The following is a 15,741-nucleotide window of genomic DNA, read 5'->3' on the forward strand; positions in this document are numbered from 1 at the left end:
GAGGTCGCGATGGAGCAAATATCTTCGGATAAAAAACAGCTTTGCGGAAGGCTGGTCGCGCTTCTCGCAATCTTTTGGAGTTGTGTCGGCCCGCTCTCGGCCGACGCCGCCAAAGTCCCCGAATTGCTGGGCAGCGAACCGGTGGTGGGCGATCTCAGGTCTCTCGCGGAACCCCGGCCTCGACCCCTTGACGATCTGAATGCGGAGCTGAGCCCCTATGGTGTCCGATTGGGGCTCGGTTATACGACAACGGTTCTGGGTAATCCTGTTGGCGGAGCGAACCAGGGCGTGAGCTATGCGGGTTTGATGGCCTTCGGCGTGTTCCTTGATCTGGAGGAATGGTGGGGGTGGAGCGATACGGAGTTCCATATTTCAGGCTCCTGGGCCACAGGGTCCAGCTTGACTGCGGACCATATCCACAACACGGTCAATGTCTCCAATGTCTTCAGCGGGCAGGCCGCGCGGCTTTATGAATTGACATTGCAATCCAAATTTTTCGATGAGCAGTTCGAAATTCGTATCGGAAAAATTTCGGCGGGCGAATATTTTGCGGTGAACCCGCTTGGTTCCTATTTCCTCAATCTATCCTTTGATGACAACCCGGCTGCCGTCGCATATAACGACCCTGCTTTTGCAATTGACCCCGTCGCACTCTGGGGCATCATGGGCAGTCTGAAGTTGACCAACGAGCGATGGAACCTTCGGGCGGCGGTTTATGATGCCTCCAACCCGACGCAGTGGAATGAGTATAACAGTGGCTTGAATTTCAGATTCAATCCCGCCAACGGCATGCTGTTTACGGGGCAACTCGACTACCATCTCCCGAGCATTGAGGGCGCGGGCCGCGGGGGCAGTCAGATGTCTATCGGCATGTTTGTCGACACGGGGAAGCGCCCGCTTTTGACAAACGCCCAAGCCTCTCAGGAAGGCAACACCAATTTCTGGTTGACGGTACAGCATGATTTCGGAGAGATCGTGAATACAGGAGATCAGCTGGCCGGATTTTTGACAATGACGGGCGCGCCTCAGACGAACCTGAATATGTTTCCGTTCTCCGTCGCTTCCGGGTTCGTCTGGAACGGGCTGCTCGCTCAGAGGCCATCAGACGCTGTGGCGCTGGCCGCCTCCTATTATCGGTTCAGCTCCAAGCTCCCCGGGCAGACGCACGAGATTGCTCTGGAGCTTGCCTATACCCTGAGGCTGACTCCATGGATGACCATACAGCCAGACCTGCAGGGCGTGCTCCGCCCTTCGGGTACGGGGAAAATCCCCAGTGCTCTGGTGATGGGTTTTTCTACCGAAGTCGTTTTCTGATTCCGGGCATTTTCCCGTATTCTGCGCTCGGCCTGTTCAGAATCCACGCAATTCCGTCGAGGGTAGAAGCAAGGGAAACAATAGGCGGGGTTCTGATTCGGAACGCTCCTTCAGCCAAGCGGAGGCATTCTCTGGTGTCGCCCTGGAAGCAAAAAAATCTCACTCGATTGATCGTATACGGTCTGCTCTGCGCGGCGACCGGAGCCTACGTGTATTTTGGCTACGGCAAATGGATCGACACCTCAGTAGATTCTCTCTTTCACTGGAGGAGTGCGGCTGTAGATTCTGCCCGCGATTATCGAGGCGGGTCGGATCGCTCCGAAGAAAATCCGTGAAGCTGATTGTCGACAGGAGCGGCGACGAGCTGTCGGGCCAGCAGTCTCGATGAGCCTATCTCACCGGGCGAAAGGAGGAGGCTTCGATCCCGTACTCGGCGAGCTTTCCCTGCAGGTGCTGGCGGTACATGCCAATTGCTTCTGCTGTCCTCGAGATATTTCCCTCGTGGCGAGCGAGGGCGGCTTCCAGAAAGGAGCGCTCGAACTCCGCAACGACAATTTGTTTGGCTTCCTTGAAGGGAAGCGTGTGGTCGACAGCCACGCCGACAGTCCCTGCTGTCGACTGTCGGACAGTATCCGGGAGGCCTTCGATATCGATCTCGATCCCGTCGGCCAAAACGACAGATTGTTCGATTACATGCTCCAGTTCCCGAACGTTTCCCTTCCACTCTGCGTCGGCCAGGGCGCGCATTGCCGCTGGGGTGAATCGAGCTCGCTCGCGGCCGAGGCGTTCGGCAATGCCGTCAAGGAAATAATCTATCAGAATAGGCAGGTCGCCTTCGCGCTCCCGGAGGGGAGGTAAGGATATCGGGACGACGTTGAGCCGGTAGAAGAGGTCTTCTCGAAAAGTCCCATCGGCCACCTTGGCTTCCAGATCGTGATTGGTAGCCGCAATGATCCGAACATCGACCTTCAGGGTGATGTCGCCGCCGACGCGTTGAATTTCCTTTTCCTGCAGTGCGCGCAGGATTTTCGCTTGTGTCTCGAGAGCCATATCGCCGATCTCATCGAGAAAGAGTGTGCCCCCGTCCGCAAGTTCGAACTTGCCCTCGCGCGCGCGAACCGCCCCGGTAAAAGCCCCCTTCTCGTGGCCGAAGAGTTCGCTTTCGACGAGCTCGCGAGTGAAGGCCGCACAGTTCACCTTGACCAATGGTCGTTGTTTCCGGGGACTCCCGAGGTGGATCGCGTTGGCCACCAGTTCTTTGCCCGTCCCGCTGGGCCCCCGAACCAGGACCGTGAGGTCCGAGTCAGCCACTTTGCGAATCACTTCGAAAACGCGCTGCATGCTCGGGCTTCGACCTACAAAATTATCAAGCCCGAGGGATGCTCCGATCTGTTCCCGAAGAAGTTGGTTTTCGACTCGGGTCGTACGCGTGTCGAGAACTCGCGAGACTTTGAGGAGCAACTCGTCATTATCGAACGGTTTGGGCACATAGTCCGACGCACCCAGTTTCATGGCGTCGACAGCGGTTTTTTCGGAGCCATAGGCTGTGATCATGATCAGGGCTGTTTCGGAGGCGTTCTTCCGGGTCCAGGCAAGAAGCTCCATGCCGCTCATTCCCTGCATGCTGAGATCGCTGATGATGAGATGGTACGGGGTTTGCCCGATCGCCTCGATCGCCTCTTCACCCGAGGTGCAGACATCAACTCGGTAGCCCTTTTTTTTGAGCAACCTTTGAATCGCAATGCCGATGGCGGCTTCGTCGTCGACGACGAGAATCGAATGTTTCACGCGTAGATCTCCTCGGAGTTCATGGGTAAATCAATTTGAAAAGAGAGACCGCTACCCGGAACCTGAGAGGCGCGAATCTCGCCGCCATGCGCTTCGATCGTTCTTTTTGAAATAGCCAGTCCAAGCCCGGTGCCTGTTTCCTTGGTTGTGAAAAAAGACTCGAAAAGGTTGTCCAGATCCTGCGCCGGCACGCCGGGCCCTGTGTCGGTGACCTCGATGGAGACCTTGTTGAGGGCCGAGCTGACAGCGACGCGAATCTCCTTGGTCCCTTCGCTGTCGGCGAGAGCATCGCGGGCATTTTCGATCAGGTTGACCATGACGAGACGGAGTTTTTCGGCATCGGCTTTGGTGGAGAGTGCCGCCGGCGATTGTACAATCAACTCGATTCCGGCAGAGCGCAGGCTGGGGCGTAATTCTTCGGCTGTACGCCGGGTAAGAGCGGCGAGATCGACCGATACCAGGGTAGGATCGTCGCGCTTGGCGTACCGGAGAAGGAGCGCGACCTGATTTTCGATTCGGTCGAGAGACTCAACGATCAGCGTATGTTCCTGTTGGTAGGGCGAGTCGGGTTCCTCCACGAGCTGCTGGGCCAGACTGCGCGCCGCGGTGGCGGGGTTTCGGATCTCATGGGCCACTCGAGCCGTGAGTTCGCCGATCGCGGAGAGCTTCTCCGCGTGGGCAAGAGAGCGCTCGACCTCCAGGGTGCGTCCGAGCATATCGGCCCCGTCGAGAAGTAAACCGAGCTGGTCGGCGAAGCCTTCGATGGCCGACAACTCTTCACTTCCGAAACTTGAGCCAACGAGATCCGTGCGCATCAGGATATGTCCCCATAGACGGCGCGAGCCACGGACGCAGACGACGCCTACGACATGAGCTTGATTGCGCGGACCACGCAACTCTTCCGGGAGGTGGGTGAGCTCGCCTCCTGCCAGCGTGCGCTTGGCGAGAGCATCTGCAGCCTCGCCGCGCGGCCAGATCTCTTCGAGTTTCTCGATGCGAAATTTCCCGAACGTCTGCGCGCCACCATCGCGCCAGATCAGGCCGGCACCCTCGAGTTGGAAGGCGTGAGTCAGAGCTGCCAATGCGCGGACGGAACATTGCTGCGTCCCCAGCGCCGGAGAAAGAGCATGAAGCGCTTCGCGCAAGACGCCTTGCTTGTTGTGGGCGCGCCTGAAAATGATGCGATCGAAGAGCGCCCAGCAAGCCTGCAGGCCTGCGCCGGCGATCAGGAGTCCATACACGGACCCGAGAAAGATCTGCATCCAGAAGCGCTCGTTTTCCGGAAGGAAGGAAGTCTCCCAATAAACGAGAAACGCACCGGCAATACCGGTTCCCACAAAGCAGAGCGCGACGAGTGTATCGCGCAAGACTGCGCCGAGGTTCCGGATCGCAAAGGGCGCCGCGACCAGTGCACCGAAGAGAGCCATGGTCCACGCGGCGGTGAAGATCTTGGCGTCGCTGCTCTGGGTGAGGACGACACCGCTTACCGTGATCAGCAGAACGACGGCGGCACTGGAAACGACGCGAAGTGGTCGTTCGGTTGCACCAAATGGAGTCTTCCAGCTGGAGGTCTCGTTCTTTCGCAGACCCTGAATTGAAAGAAAGAACATCAGGGCCATATAGCCATATGTGATCCCGCCGTAGAGACGGCTGCCGAGACTTTGGTCGTAGGGCTGCGTGGATCCTGCCATCGCAATCAGACTGACAATGGTCGCAGAGCCATAGTTCAGGAGTAACCAGCGCCGACGCAAGATTGGCGCGCCCGGCTCGAAATAATGAGCCATATGGCGAAAGAGTGCGACCGCGGCGAAGCCCGCGAGATCATTCGCCATGACCATATAGGTGCCCAGGATCGAGTTGTCCGGATCGAGAGCGTCGGGAGCCAGAGTGGAGAGGGCTGCTGTAAAGTAGGCGATGCAGGTCGCAATGCCGAGCAGTGGGTGCAGGCGTGAGATCGGACCTTGCGCGCGGCCGGTGCGCAGGGCAATCCAGCCGGTCCGCGCGATGACCGCCCAGACCAGCATAACCAGAAAAAAGGCTCCGCTGACCAGAAGGTTGGAGAGTGGGATTACGTGCATAGTCGGTTCCTGTCGCAAGAAGCGAGCCAGACCAGCGGGCCATTGGACCAGCGGGTTCTCTGGGCCCTCGGGAGGACCGTCGACATTCGGATCGCCACACTGCCTAATTCCCTATGCAGTGGGCTGCCGTAAAGAGTTTGGGGCGAGTTATTTTGGATCGGCGTCTGCCGCAAAGGTTTCTCTCAGGCAGGTTACCATATCGCGTGGTTTCCAGCCGAGTTCGTCGAAGATTTTTCGGTTCTCCAGCAGGGGTGGGACAGGGACCGGAATCGGGATCAGAAGGCGGGCGCGTGGCCCGCCGGCCTGGGACCAGGCTTCGGCAAATTCCCATAAGCTCTCGCCACCACCGCATACGTTATACGCTTCCCCGATCGATCGTTCGTTCTCGAGGCAGAGCAGCAGGGCTTCAGCGACGTCGGCGCCATGGACCAATTGAAGATGGGTGCCAGCCGGCCAGAGGGTGATCGGTGGTCGCAACACGAGGCGAACCCAGTGCATGAAGTTGAAGTCGTTGGCGCCGTAGATGCCTGTCGGTCGCAAGATCGTCAGTGAAAGATTCCGGTCCGCGGCGATAGCGCAGGCGCGTCGCTCGGCTGCGGCTTTGGATATGCTGTAATTATTGTTCAGCAAGCCGATCTCGTCGAGATCATGCAGGGGGGAGTCTTCGCGCAACGGAGCTTTCCGGTCGCGGTAGACATTCGCGCTCGATACGTGGACGATCCGCCGAACACCGCAGGCATCGGCAGCCTCCAGCACGCGCTCGATTCCACCGACGTTGGTCTGGATATAGGCGTCACGCTGCTTTTTGCGGATGCTGTACATGCTGCCGACACTGATCATTGCGGCAACCGAAGCGACGGCATCGCATTCCACGAAGCTTTCCTTGAGCGCCTCGAGATCGCCGAGGTCCGCGCGGCGAAGCTCCACGCCCGCGGCGCGAAGCTCGGGTACACGATCCGGGTTGCGCACAACTCCGATCGGAATAGCACCCCTCTGCAGCAAGGCGTCCACTACGTAGCGACCGAGAAAGCCGGTTGCGCCGGTGACAGCGATTTTCTTTCCCGAAAGATTGTCCACGGAAGGTTCGTACTGTGCGGAGGGAAGGCAGGCAAATTCCGCCGTCGCGGGCATTGGACCCTCCGAGCGCTTCTATGAGAGAAGGTCAGGAATGGTGAGAACAATGGTGCGACTTTGCCTGCCTCTGATTACAGGCATTCATCGATTCATTTTCGAGAAAAGCGGTCACCGCATGGGTTGGGGAGCCGCCGGATTCGAGTTTCTGGTGCTGGAAAATATCGGGCGCAAAAGCGGTCTGGTGCGCCAGACGCCGCTGCTTTTCGTGGCTCATCACGGGACCTGGCTGATCGCGGCATCGAATGCAGGTCAGGACAAGGATCCGGTCTGGTGGTTGAATCTCTGCGCGAGTCCGGATGTGCATATTCGCACCAAGCAGGGTCGGACGGCCGTTCACGCCCGGAGAGCCGAGCCGCCCGAAGAGGAAAAGCTATGGGCGGTGATGATCGAGGTGATGCCGTGGTTCCAGAACTATCGCGCAGGGACGAATCGAACGATACCGCTGGTGATTCTGGAGCCCCGAGAGATCTCCCCCGGGGAGGCAACGATATGAGGATCCATTATCATCTACTTTCTTTTCTGCTGATCGCCTTGCTCCCACATCAGGCTTCCGCGGAGCTCCGACCCTATTCCGTGACCGAGGAGCGAGAACCTTGTACGGATTACGATCCGCTCAAGAGGCCGTTTTTTGGCGACACTCATATTCATACGGCATTCTCCTTCGATGCGAGCACGCAGGATACGAGAAATCGGCCGAGGGATGCCTATCGGTTTGCGCGCGGCGAGGAGTTGGGCATCCAGCCTTATGATGCCAGGGGGGAGCCGGCTCGACGGGTCCAGTTGGATCGGCCACTGGACTTCACTTCACTTTCGGACCACGCCGAGTTTCTCGGTGACGTGCGGATTTGTCGCACGCCGGGGGAATGGTCGTACTGGCATCCGGTTTGTGTCGCCTTCCGCCATTCGCCGCCTTTGGGGCTCACGCTGCTCGCAGCGCCTGGCCTGATCTATGGTTATCGCTGGGGCTTTTGCGGCGAGGAGGGTGAGGCTTGTGACCGGGTCGCCGGCAGCGTCTGGGAAGAAATTCAGGCGGCGGCGGAGGAGGCCTACGACCGGAGCTCGCGCTGCGAATTCACCTCCTTTGTCGGCTATGAGTGGACCGGGAGTGTGGGTGAGGGGCAAAATCTGCACCGGAACGTCATTTTCCGCAACGCTCTGGTGCCGGCATTACCGCCGAGTTGGCGCGATACGGAGTCGGCCTGGGCCCTCTGGGACCGTCTCGAGAGCGAATGTGTCGAGGGATTGCCGGGCTGCGACGCCCTGACGATTCCGCACAACTCAAACCTCAGCGGCGGTTTGATGTTTGAATCGGCCCGCGCCTCGCGGGAAAATGTCGACGGACTTTTCTACGGAAAAGGAGAACCGGTCCCGTCCATCGATGCCGAAGAGGCGGCGCGACGCAGCCGTTGGGAACCGCTGGTTGAAATCATGCAGCATAAGGGGGACTCCGAGTGTGATCGCCGCGCGGGCTGGGGCTCTGATGAGTTTTGCGATTTCGAGAAGCTTCCCTATGACCGATTCGGTGCCAAGACGGGAGGGAGTGTTGGGGAAATTGCCCCCCGCCGTTCGTTCACCCGCGCGGCGCTGTCGCAGGGGCTGGCCATTCGCGAAGCTGAGGGAGCGAACCCGTTCCAATTCGGACAAATCGCAGCGACCGATACGCATCTGGGAACGCCGGGTCTGGTAGCCGAGAAGGACCACCCGGGCCATGGCGGCGCTGGAATGCATTCAGGTGGTGGGAGCGAGGTTGTGGGATTGCCGGACGATATCGAATTCGGCCCGGGGGGATTGGCTGTGCTTTGGGCCGAGGAGAATACGCGTGATTCCCTGTTTCACGCGATGCAGCGCCGGGAAGCCTACGGGACAAGCGGTACGCGACCCATCGTGCGGTTTTTTGGAGGTTGGGATCTGCCCGAGGATCTATGCGCTCGCTCGGACCTTGTTGCGACCGGCTATGCGCGCGGGGTTGCGATGGGATCGGTCCTGCCTGCATCTGGCAAGGGGAATACCAGGGGCCCCCGTTTTGTCGTCCATGCGACAAGGGATTCGGGCACCGGAAAAGATGCCGGAGGCCCGCTACAGCGTATCCAGATTATCAAGGGATGGCGGGAGAATGGAGAGCCCCAAGAAAAAGTACTTGACGTTGCCGGTGGGGATAATGGAGTGACCGTCGACCCACGAACCTGCGAGCCCAGCGGGGGCGGTGCGGCGGTTCTGTGTGCGGTTTGGGAGGATCCGGAATTCGATGCGGGTGCGGATGCTTTTTACTATGCTCGGGTGATTGAAAACCCGAGTTGTCGCTGGAGTCAGTACGCTTGCAACAAGGCGCAAATAAGTTGTGCTGGTGATGTAATGGCCTTGCCCGAAGGGTTGCGGCCCTGCTGTGATCCTGAGTACCCGGGAATTCAGCAGGAGCGAGCGTGGACTTCTCCGATCTGGTTCGAGCCTGCCGAAGGCACCAAGGACGGCTGACGGGCCCGCAGGGATCCCTGCGAAACCGGGCTCAGGGCATATGTTCGCCGGCGTTGACCAGCAGGTGTTGGCCGGTGATCATTCGGGCGCGGTCGGACGCAAGGAAGAGCACAGCTTCGGCAACGTCTTCGTCTTTGGGGATTTCGCCCAAAGGCATATCCTTTGTGATCCCCGCAATGATCTCTTCTTCCGAGACCTTCTCCTTGTGCGACATCAATTTCACATAGCCCTGGACCGGAGGGCCCCACATCCAGGTCGGTACGACGGTATTGACCCGAATTCGATCCGGCCCCAGCTCCTGCGCCATATAGTACATCGCCGTAATCATGGCGCCCTTGGAGGAGGCATACCCAATCTGCGGCATCTGGGGCACAAAGCTGGATTGGGATCCGATCAGAATGATGCTGCCGCCACCGCGCGAGCGCATCTGCGGCACGAGAGCTCGGACGGCGAGCGAGGCACCGATGACATTTGTCTCCAATGCGTTTCGCCAGGTCTCGATATCGGCATCCATCACATTGCCGAAGGTATTATCGACGGCGGCCACGAGTGCCAAGGCATCCACGCCACCGAAGCGGTCGTGCGCGATCCCGGCAAGTTTTTTGCAGTCGTCTTCTTCGCGAATATCGGTCACTGCAATTGCGATGCGATCGGGTGCCTGCAGTTCGTCAGCGAGAGCCTGTAGTTTTTTTTCGGTTCGCGCAGCGAGAACGAGATTCGCTCCATCCCGAAGCGCGCCGCGGGCGATTTCCGAACCCAGTCCCGGCCCGGAGCCGCAGACGACGAGAGTTTTATCCTTGAGCATCATGCTGCCGGTTTAACCGGAACCGGTCGGTAGGGGAAGTCGATTCGTCAGCGGATCCATTGCAAATCTTCGACCAGCCGCTTGCGGGCCTCCAGTTGCCCTTGGCGTTCTTCCCGCAGGACGTGGTGCCGGTCGATGGCTGCATTGAGCTCCTCCGCCAGTTCCCGAGCGATGGACCAGGAGTCGGCTCTCAGCCCCGGGGCACTCAGGGGAATCGACTCCAGTAAATCGTCATATTCGTCACGGACCTCGCCGATCATTTCCGCCAATTCGTTCAAGGCACGTTGATCGCGCTCCAACTGCTCGTCAAAAGTATCCAGCCGCGCTCGGCCCGCGGCTTGCAGATCACGCACCTCCTGCGACGCCTCGACATGAAAATCCTCATGCCGGCGTTTGGTCAGACTTCTTTGTTGGCGAAGTAGTTCGTCGACGTAATTCGCACACGCCGATTGTCCTGCAGCGGTGATTTTGCCGTCCGTGATGCCCCGGCGCAGGCGTTGCGTGAGCTCTTCGAGCCCGCGCAATTCAATTTCGACATGCCGGTACTCATGCGCCTCCACCGCCGTTTCGTAAATCTCCCAATTACGCTGAGCATCAGGGTCCAGATTTCTCGAGCTCGCGTGTCGTGGCAGCGTGATCACGAGGTTGAGGTCGAGTTTCAGGGAGAGAACTCGACAGGGCTTGTTGCCGCCATAGGTGGACTCGAGCGAATAGCTCAATTTACTTTCCGTCAAGCCACTGGCCGATCGCCCGGGAATATTCCCGATTTTTTGTTTGCCGATGGATGAAAAAACTTCCGCGGCTGTCGCTCCGCGTACCTCATAAAAGCGATCTCGACTCCGGGATGAAGCTTCGATGGTCGGGGTCGGAATTTCAGGCGCCGCGGAGAGGGCCGGGCTGCTCAGCAGCAGGCCGAGAAGCGGAATGAGAATCAAGGCTTTCATGAGCTCTAGCTTCTCAGCCTTGAGGACAACGCCCCCGGGGTCAAGACCGCGATTTGTGCCGGGCAGTTTCCCCAGATGAAGCGAGACAAGGAACTTCGGGAAAGAGGTCGTCAGGCGTCGCTGGTTGCGTGATTACGGAGCGCCGTGATCGAGGTTTGATAGTCATCGGCGTCGAAGACCGCGGAACCCGCCACAAAGACCTCAACACCTGCGGCGGCGCACGCAGCCGCGTTATGGGCCTTGATGCCGCCGTCGATCTCGATGTCGTAATGGTGTCCCTCGGCGTCGCGCCAATCGACCAGCGTGCGGACTTTGTCGAGTTGGTCGGGCATGAAACTTTGCCCGCCAAAACCAGGTTCCACGCTCATGATCAAAACTCTCTCGACCATTCCTGCGACAGCTTGAATCGATTCGATCGGTGTTCGCGGGCAAAGGGTGATCCCGGCGCGTTTGTCGAGATCGTGAATCTGTTGGATGACGTCGATGGGATCCGGGCAGGTCTCGATATGAACGGTGATCGAATCGGCCCCGGCTTTGGCGAATTCCGGGATATAGTCCCAGGGCTTCTCGATCATCAAATGAACGTCCAGTTCCAGATCGGTGACCGGTCGAAGCGAGTTGACCACCAGAGGCCCGATCGTCAGGTTGGGCACGAAATGGCCGTCCATCACATCGACATGAATGATATCGGCACCGCCGGCTTCGACACGGCGGACTTCGTCCCCCAGAATGCTGAAATCGGCAGAGAGAATCGACGGGGCAATGCGCGCGCTGGAGGCCATGAGAAGGTTCTAGCCAGCAGGTTGCCCGGGGTCGAGTCCAGTGGTGTTCGATGTCGTAATTCGATGCTGCAGGGGGTTTCTTGCCTGACGGTTCCACACCCAGAGCAAGGCGACGGCGGCCACAGCCAGGCCGGCGATAAAGCCATACCAGAGGCCGAGTACGCCCAAATTCTGGTGGAAAGCCAAGATCGTCGCCAAGGAGATCCCGACGACCCAATAGGCAAAGGCACCGATCACGACCGGGATCCGCGTTTCTCCGAGTCCGCGCAGGGCACCGACGGCGATCACCTGAAGTCCATCGAAGAGTTGGAAGGCCCCGGCGACGACGAAGATGCTGGCGGCGATGGCGATTACCTCCGTATCGGACGTGAAGATAGCGGCAATTTCCCGCCCGAGGGTCAGGAAGATCACGGCAAAGCCGAGCATCAAAACCCCGCCCGAGGTCAGGGCCGTCCGGCCGGCGAGTCTGGCACCGGGGGCATCTCCTCGCCCGACAGCCTGCCCTACACGAACGGCGGTTGCCGAGGAAATGCCCAGAGGCGCCATAAAGGAAAAGGCGGCAACGGTGATGGCGACTTGATGCGCCGCCAGCGGTAATGGGCCCAGCCGTGCGGCCATGAGCGCCGCGATATTGAAAAAACCTGTTTCCAGAAGGAATTGACCACCGGCGGGTAGTCCGATCCGGGTGATCCGGAGGAGCAGAGGCATCTCCACTCGCAGAGGTGTCTGGAGAAGTCCGGTCTGCTTGTGGCGCGCGTGGGCGATTGTGTAGATCGCGAGTGCGATCATCATGAAGGCTCGTGAGATCACCGTTGCCCAAGCGGATCCACTGGCTTCCATTGCAGGAAAACCCCAGTGACCGAAGACAAGAACCCAATTGACCAGAGCATTGAGGATATTGGCGACCAACACGATCACCATAAAGGCGCCGACGAGATTCATGGCTTGCAAATAGCGCCTTAGGGCCATGAAGATCGAAAGCGCCGGCATGCTCAAGGCGGTGATCCATAAATAGGATTGGGCGTAAGGCAGGACCTCTGCCGGGATGCCGACATACTCCAGGTTCATTGCCGACACGAACATGCACAGGGTCAGGAGCAAGGAGGAAACCAGCGCCAGAATGAGCCCCTGAATCAGGGACCGATGGGCTTCCTGGATGCGACCCGCGCCGATCGCCTGAGCCACGACCGTGTCGAGGCCGAAAAGAAACCCGAGTCCGCCTCCCATGAAAAGAAAAAAGACGTTGCTTCCAACAGCCACAGCACCCATCGCGATCGGAGATACCTGGCCGACCATGGCCGTATCGACCAAGCCCATGCCCATCCACCCCAATTCGGCGATCACAACCGGGGTTGCCAGACGCGCGAGGCCGGTAAACTCCTCTCGGACCGAAGGCATTGGCGGCGGAGTGGCCGCCGGGGTTTGTGGGTCGTTCGACATGGTTTCTCGGCTCGAGCCGATCCTTCCCGATCAGGTACGTTTGGCGGAGGAGGGATGGAGTCGAACCATCCAGCCCCATGTATATGGCGCTCTAACGGTTTTGAAGACCGCGGCGGGCACCGGCCCGCATCCCCCTCCATTCAAAACGAATAGCTCTAGGGTATGGGTCTCCCCGGCCGGGGCGCAAGCGCGTCAGGGACTATTGCCGCTGGGGACCTGAACTCGATGCTCCTCGATGCGCGCACTTTTCGCCCTGCGAGCCTCGGCACTCTCGGTCGTTTTGGAGGTGAGGAGAAAGAGGGACCGCCCATCGGGACCGCCGAGAGTGCAGGCGATCGCCATGCGGTCGACCTCGATTCTATCCAGAATCTCGCCACCCTCGCGCACTCGGACGAAATCATTGGTGGTGGGGCTGGCTACCCAGACCGCCCCTTCGTCGTCCAGGCAGCAACCATCGGGTGCCCGGCCCGTCATCTCCGCCCATATGCGGCGGTTTTCCAGACTTCCGTCGGACCGAATATCAAAAGCTGTCATTCGTCCGGCGAAGGTCTCGCCGACGATCAGTGTTTTGCCATCGGGTGTAATCACCGAGCCATTGGGAAAGAGGAGATCTTCGGCGACCACCCGGGCCTGTCCGTCGGGGGAGACGTAGGCGAGTTTTGCTGGATCGGGGAAAACCGTTCCCTCTCCCTCGATGCTCGAGCCGAAGTTCCCGATATACGCGCCGCCGCGCGCGTCCACGACCATATCGTTGGTATCGAAAGTGGCGATTGAGGAAAGGTCGGCCACGGTTTCCAGCTGCGAACCGTCCCAGCGCAGCAGCGAGCGATTTCTCATCGAGACGATCAGGAGTCTCCCCTGAGGATCCCATCCCAATCCGGAAGGGCGTTCCCTGACTTCGACGACTTTCTCGACGCCTTTGCCTTCGCACCAGCGAAAAACTGCTTCGCTATGCATATCCGAAAAATAGAGGGAATCTTCGCGCCACCGCGGTCCCTCCAGAAAAGCAAAGCCCTCGGCGATCACATTCATGCGAATCACCATACGCAAACCGACGTCGGTTCGGGAAGGGGTGCCTAGGTCAGGGGGCCGTCGTCAGAGGAAGGGCTTCGTGGCGACGCACGACCGCACCGCGCGCGAATTCTCCTGCGGCCACGTCGGCGGAGAAGTTCGGGCATCGCTGTAGGAGTTCCTCGAGAACGATCTGGCCCTGCATTCGTGCGGCCGCAGCCCCGAGACAATAATGGGGGCCGATGGTGAAGGTGAGAATTCTGTCAATTTTACGATCAACGTCGAAATCGCTCGCGGTGGGTCCGAATTCACGTTCGTCACGATTGCCGGATCCGTAATGCAGCAGCACCTTGCGACCCGCAGGAATTTTCTGGCCATCGATCTCAACGTCACGGGTGAGGGTCCGCGCGAGTCCCTGGACGGGGGATGTGAGGCGAAGCAGTTCCTCGACCGCATTGGCAATTTTACCCGGATCATCAATCAGCTTCTGGCGCTGCTCGGGGTAGGTGGTCAGAAGTTCAGCGGCGCCCGCGAGCAAGCCGGTGGCGGTGTCGTTGCCGCCGGTGATCATGACGAAGGCGTAGCCCAGGATTTCGAGGATCCCCAGCGGGTTTCCTTCCAACTTCGAAGCAATCAGCTCCGAGACCATATCGTCTCCGGGGTGGCTCCGTTTCTGCTCGACCAACGCGGTGAAATATTCATAGAGCTCGCCTACAGCTGCAGCGCCGCCGCCGGCATCCAGAAGATTCCCTTCGGCGCTGCCGCCGACAATTGCATGGGTCCAGTCGTCGAAGAGAGGCCGATCTTCAATGGGCACGCCGAGATAGTTGGCCACGACCCAGCAGGGGAGAGGGCGCGCGAGCCCTTCGACAAAATCACAGGAGCCCTTGCCGCGCATTTCCTCAATTTTTTCAACTACATACGACCGCATCGCAGGTTCGAGCGCCTGTACCTTGCGAGGCGTGAAGCCGGCGCTGACCAATTTGCGAAAATCAGTATGACGGGGCGGGTCCATCATGACCATCGTCGGCGCCAGGTTCATCGCTTCCATATCGCCGTAAGTTGTTGTCAGGCCGGAGGCTGATGAAAAGGTTTCGGTGTCGCGAGCCGCCTGCCAGATCTCCTCAAAGCGGGATAAAACCCAGTAATCTCCCTTGGGTACGTGGAGAATGGGGCCATGATCTCGCATCGCCTTGTACATCGGGAATGGATCTCTCCAGCTTGGGCCGCTGCGCGGCTCGAAGGTCACCGTTGCCATAGCCTCCTTGCCTATGGCAATTCCGCGGTGTTGTCGTCCGGAAATCAAAAAATCGGAGTCAAAGTGCAGAAGGTTCACAAATGATATTGATATTGATATTCATATTCAAATAGGATAGAAACAATACCATGAGTGTTTGTGGCCACGGCGAATCTGAAGAAAACAGCACCAAGGACGGGCGTTATATCGAAGACCTCGTCGAGGAAATGCGGTTTCTTGGTCAGGCGAGGATTATCCTGCGGAACGCCCTTGGTGCCTCGGAGCTTTTTGCCGACCTCGCCGACCTGCAGGTGCGGGACGGCTGGATTCATATCGTAAACAAGAAATTCCACATTCATTTATGCTGCGCGGATATCGCTCGTGTGCGCTTCTGCGAGCGTCATCAATACGCTCATGAGGCCCCGACGATCAGCTTTTTGGCAGACCAGGGCGGTCCCTCCGTCGTTCTGACCTTTGACCAACTGGCCGGCGCCGAAGCGCAGGAGCAGGCCAACGAAGTCCGCGGGATCGCGCGACGGCACGAGGATGAGACTCATCTGGTGTCGGAGCATACGCGACCCGCGATGGAAGATTTGCATTAACCCGAGGGCCATCTGCGAGGAAGGGATTTGGCTTTTTTTACGGTAGAAGGGGCGCCGCCCCCCGGCGCCCCTGACTTCCTCATCTTTACCGACCGATTCTTCGGGTCCAGCCGGGGTGGATCGTTCCGATATCT

13 protein-coding genes and 1 tRNA gene are annotated in these 15,741 nt (G+C 59.1%); 4 read left to right on the forward strand and 10 right to left on the reverse strand.

What is annotated here, in order from left to right; translation table 11 throughout:
* The first annotated feature begins 9 nt into the window (after nucleotides 1–9).
* Nucleotides 10–1,314 (forward strand): carbohydrate porin, encoded by a 1,305-nt coding sequence (locus P8K07_13515; protein ID MDG1959535.1) that lies wholly within the window; start codon nucleotides 10–12, stop codon nucleotides 1,312–1,314.
* Nucleotides 1,315–1,704: 390 nt separating this feature from the next.
* Here P8K07_13515 and P8K07_13520 read toward each other — a convergent pair whose 3' ends face one another.
* From P8K07_13520 to P8K07_13530, 3 genes are all read right to left on the reverse strand, one after another.
* Entirely contained in the window at nucleotides 1,705–3,102 is a 1,398-nt protein-coding gene (locus P8K07_13520; GenBank protein MDG1959536.1) for a sigma-54 dependent transcriptional regulator, read from the reverse strand.
* A complete protein-coding gene (locus P8K07_13525; protein ID MDG1959537.1) occupies nucleotides 3,099–5,180 on the reverse strand; it encodes an ATP-binding protein in 2,082 nt (693 codons plus the stop codon). Before P8K07_13525 ends, P8K07_13520 begins: the two co-directional genes overlap by 4 nt.
* A gap of 147 nt (nucleotides 5,181–5,327) precedes the next feature.
* Nucleotides 5,328–6,311: an NAD(P)-dependent oxidoreductase gene (locus P8K07_13530; GenBank protein MDG1959538.1), complete on the reverse strand. Its 984-nt coding sequence runs from the start codon at nucleotides 6,309–6,311 to the stop codon at nucleotides 5,328–5,330.
* A 37-nt stretch (nucleotides 6,312–6,348) separates the two neighbouring features.
* On the opposite strand from P8K07_13530, the gene P8K07_13535 reads away from it, so the two are divergent.
* Both P8K07_13535 and P8K07_13540 read left to right on the forward strand, forming a co-directional pair.
* A complete protein-coding gene (locus P8K07_13535) occupies nucleotides 6,349–6,807 on the forward strand; it encodes a nitroreductase/quinone reductase family protein (protein ID MDG1959539.1) in 459 nt (152 codons plus the stop codon).
* Nucleotides 6,804–8,786 carry a DUF3604 domain-containing protein gene (locus P8K07_13540; protein MDG1959540.1) on the forward strand — a complete coding sequence of 661 codons (1,983 nt, stop codon included), beginning with the start codon at nucleotides 6,804–6,806 and terminating at the stop codon, nucleotides 8,784–8,786. Before P8K07_13535 ends, P8K07_13540 begins: the two co-directional genes overlap by 4 nt.
* Nucleotides 8,787–8,817: 31 nt before the next feature.
* Here P8K07_13540 and P8K07_13545 read toward each other — a convergent pair whose 3' ends face one another.
* The 7 genes from P8K07_13545 to P8K07_13575 form a co-directional block, all read right to left on the reverse strand.
* Nucleotides 8,818–9,594 (reverse strand): SDR family oxidoreductase, encoded by a 777-nt coding sequence (locus P8K07_13545; GenBank protein ID MDG1959541.1) that lies wholly within the window; start codon nucleotides 9,592–9,594, stop codon nucleotides 8,818–8,820.
* 44 nt (nucleotides 9,595–9,638) lie between these two features.
* Nucleotides 9,639–10,535, reverse strand: a complete 897-nt coding sequence (locus tag P8K07_13550) for a DUF922 domain-containing protein (protein ID MDG1959542.1) — start codon at nucleotides 10,533–10,535, stop codon at nucleotides 9,639–9,641.
* A gap of 110 nt (nucleotides 10,536–10,645) precedes the next feature.
* A complete protein-coding gene (rpe, locus tag P8K07_13555; GenBank protein MDG1959543.1) occupies nucleotides 10,646–11,317 on the reverse strand; it encodes a ribulose-phosphate 3-epimerase in 672 nt (223 codons plus the stop codon).
* A gap of 9 nt (nucleotides 11,318–11,326) precedes the next feature.
* Complete coding sequence (locus P8K07_13560) at nucleotides 11,327–12,757, reverse strand: MATE family efflux transporter (GenBank protein ID MDG1959544.1); 1,431 nt, start codon at nucleotides 12,755–12,757, stop codon at nucleotides 11,327–11,329.
* A 41-nt stretch (nucleotides 12,758–12,798) separates the two neighbouring features.
* Nucleotides 12,799–12,895 (reverse strand) — tRNA-Sec (locus P8K07_13565).
* Nucleotides 12,896–12,949: 54 nt separating this feature from the next.
* The gene (locus P8K07_13570; GenBank protein MDG1959545.1) at nucleotides 12,950–13,789 is read right to left on the reverse strand and encodes an SMP-30/gluconolactonase/LRE family protein; all 840 of its coding nucleotides are present in this window, start codon (nucleotides 13,787–13,789) and stop codon (nucleotides 12,950–12,952) included.
* Nucleotides 13,790–13,838: 49 nt separating this feature from the next.
* Nucleotides 13,839–15,026 carry a cytochrome P450 gene (locus P8K07_13575; protein MDG1959546.1) on the reverse strand — a complete coding sequence of 396 codons (1,188 nt, stop codon included), beginning with the start codon at nucleotides 15,024–15,026 and terminating at the stop codon, nucleotides 13,839–13,841.
* 128 nt (nucleotides 15,027–15,154) lie between these two features.
* Here P8K07_13575 and P8K07_13580 point away from each other — a divergent pair, with 128 nt between their 5' ends.
* The gene (locus tag P8K07_13580) at nucleotides 15,155–15,607 is read left to right on the forward strand and encodes a hypothetical protein (protein ID MDG1959547.1); all 453 of its coding nucleotides are present in this window, start codon (nucleotides 15,155–15,157) and stop codon (nucleotides 15,605–15,607) included.
* Nucleotides 15,608–15,741: the final 134 nt, after the last annotated feature.

It is taken from the genome of Candidatus Binatia bacterium, from assembly GCA_029248525.1.
Lineage (GTDB): Bacteria > Desulfobacterota > Binatia > UBA12015 > UBA12015 > UBA12015.

Coding starts and splice junctions, on each gene's coding strand:
- P8K07_13515 (MDG1959535.1), top strand. CDS start 10: ATGGAGCAAATATCTTCGGATAAAAAACAGCTTTGCGGAAGGCTGGTC.
- P8K07_13525 (MDG1959537.1), bottom strand. CDS start 5,180: ATGCACGTAATCCCACTCTCCAACCTTCTGGTCAGCGGAGCCTTTTTT.
- P8K07_13530 (MDG1959538.1), bottom strand. CDS start 6,311: ATGCCCGCGACGGCGGAATTTGCCTGCCTTCCCTCCGCACAGTACGAA.
- P8K07_13535 (MDG1959539.1), top strand. CDS start 6,349: ATGGTGAGAACAATGGTGCGACTTTGCCTGCCTCTGATTACAGGCATT.
- P8K07_13540 (MDG1959540.1), top strand. CDS start 6,804: ATGAGGATCCATTATCATCTACTTTCTTTTCTGCTGATCGCCTTGCTC.
- P8K07_13545 (MDG1959541.1), bottom strand. CDS start 9,594: ATGATGCTCAAGGATAAAACTCTCGTCGTCTGCGGCTCCGGGCCGGGA.
- P8K07_13550 (MDG1959542.1), bottom strand. CDS start 10,535: ATGAAAGCCTTGATTCTCATTCCGCTTCTCGGCCTGCTGCTGAGCAGC.
- rpe (MDG1959543.1), bottom strand. CDS start 11,317: ATGGCCTCCAGCGCGCGCATTGCCCCGTCGATTCTCTCTGCCGATTTC.
- P8K07_13560 (MDG1959544.1), bottom strand. CDS start 12,757: ATGTCGAACGACCCACAAACCCCGGCGGCCACTCCGCCGCCAATGCCT.
- P8K07_13570 (MDG1959545.1), bottom strand. CDS start 13,789: ATGAATGTGATCGCCGAGGGCTTTGCTTTTCTGGAGGGACCGCGGTGG.
- P8K07_13575 (MDG1959546.1), bottom strand. CDS start 15,026: ATGGCAACGGTGACCTTCGAGCCGCGCAGCGGCCCAAGCTGGAGAGAT.
- P8K07_13580 (MDG1959547.1), top strand. CDS start 15,155: ATGAGTGTTTGTGGCCACGGCGAATCTGAAGAAAACAGCACCAAGGAC.